The organism is Candidatus Symbiopectobacterium sp. NZEC135 (assembly GCF_025962695.1).
This window is the reverse complement of sequence record NZ_JAGFPF010000439.1, coordinates 1-1,420: the sequence shown is the minus strand read 5'-3', so window position 1 is coordinate 1,420 and position 1,420 is coordinate 1. Positions and strand designations below refer to the sequence as shown.

Genomic DNA, 1,420 nt, shown 5'->3' with positions numbered 1-1,420 from the left:
TGACCGCACGCACCAGGTTGTACAATTCATGCGCGGGCCGTGCCCAGTCCATCCGCCCCGCCTCCGGGGTTCCCCGGGTGACATAGCTGGCCTGTGCGTGATCCTGCTCCTGTTGCGGATAGTTACCGGATTTAATCACCGGCAGAATATCGCGTAACAGACGGTCTGCGGATTCGCACAGTTTATGATGCAAGCCAGGCGCATTGTCATCGGGTGCGATATCAACCCGCCGTTGTGCGACGATCGGGCCCGCGTCGGGTTCTGACGTCATGCGGTGCAGCGTGACGCCCGTTTGCGTTTCTCCGTTGACCAATACCCAATTCAGCGGTGCGCGGCCACGGTATTGCGGCAATAGTGAGCCATGCAGGTTAAACGCGCCTAAAGGTGCGCACTGCAAAATGTCTTCACTCAGCACACGGCGGTAATAGAAAGAAAAAATGGCCTGCGGTGCGAGGGGTGATTCACGTCTTCCGGTGTATAGACAGGAATGCCCGTTCTGGCGGCAATACGAGCCACCGAGCCAAAAAAAGGATTTTCACCGGGCGTATCCGCATGGGTAAAAATAGCACTGATGCGATAGCCACAGGCCAGCAAGGCATTGATGCCAACGCATCCCATATCGTGATAAGCAAAAACAACGGTATTCATTTCACATTTCTCTCTTGGCGAGTCTCGTCTTTGCAGGCCTCGCCCTTAACGACGCGTTGCACAAAATAACGAGGGCGAGCACGCACATCGTTGTAAATACGGCCAATATATTCACCCAGTATTCCCATCCCCACGAACTGCGCGCCAATAAAGCTGAACAGCAAGGCGAACAACATGAAAACACCCTCGGCCGCCCATTCGGGCCCGAATACCAGACGCAACGCCACCAGCACAAAGGTCAGCAAGAACCCGGACAGCGCGATGGCGCTACCGATCACGCTGAGCAGACGCAAAGGGGTGGTGGTCAGGCAGGTCACCAGGTCATACATCAGGCTGATCAAACCGATCACACTGTACTTGGAATCACCGTGCAGGCGCTCAGCGTGCTCGACAGGAATCTCCGTCGCCTTACGCGCAAAGATATTGGCCAGGATGGGGATAAAGGTGCTGCGTTCGTGGCAGGTCAACATGGCATCGACAATATGGCGTCGATAAGCGCGTAGCATACAGCCATAATCGCCCATGGCCTTGCCGGTGGTGCGCTGGATAAAACGGTTTATCAGGCGCGATGACATTTTGCGAAACAGGCTATCCTGGCGGTTTTGGCGCACCGAGCCCACTACGTCATAGCCCTCATCGGCCTTTGCCACCAGACGCGGGATCTCTTCCGGCGGATTCTGGAGATCGGCATCCAGCGTAATGATCAAATCGCCCGTCACATGGCTGAACCCCGCCATGATCGCGGCGTGCTGGCCGTAATTCCGGTTAAGCA

The 1,420-nt window shown here is 56.1% G+C and carries 1 protein-coding gene and 1 pseudogene; both read right to left on the bottom strand.

Going from position 1 to position 1,420, the window contains the following annotated elements; translation table 11 throughout:
- Positions 1 to 648, bottom strand: a pseudogene (locus tag J5224_RS27665) (formyltransferase family protein); the annotation flags it as partial.
- Positions 645 to 1,420: glycosyltransferase (locus tag J5224_RS27660; RefSeq protein ID WP_264628338.1), on the bottom strand; the 776-nt coding region annotated here is incomplete at its 5' end. The gene J5224_RS27660 and the pseudogene J5224_RS27665, both read right to left, overlap by 4 nt.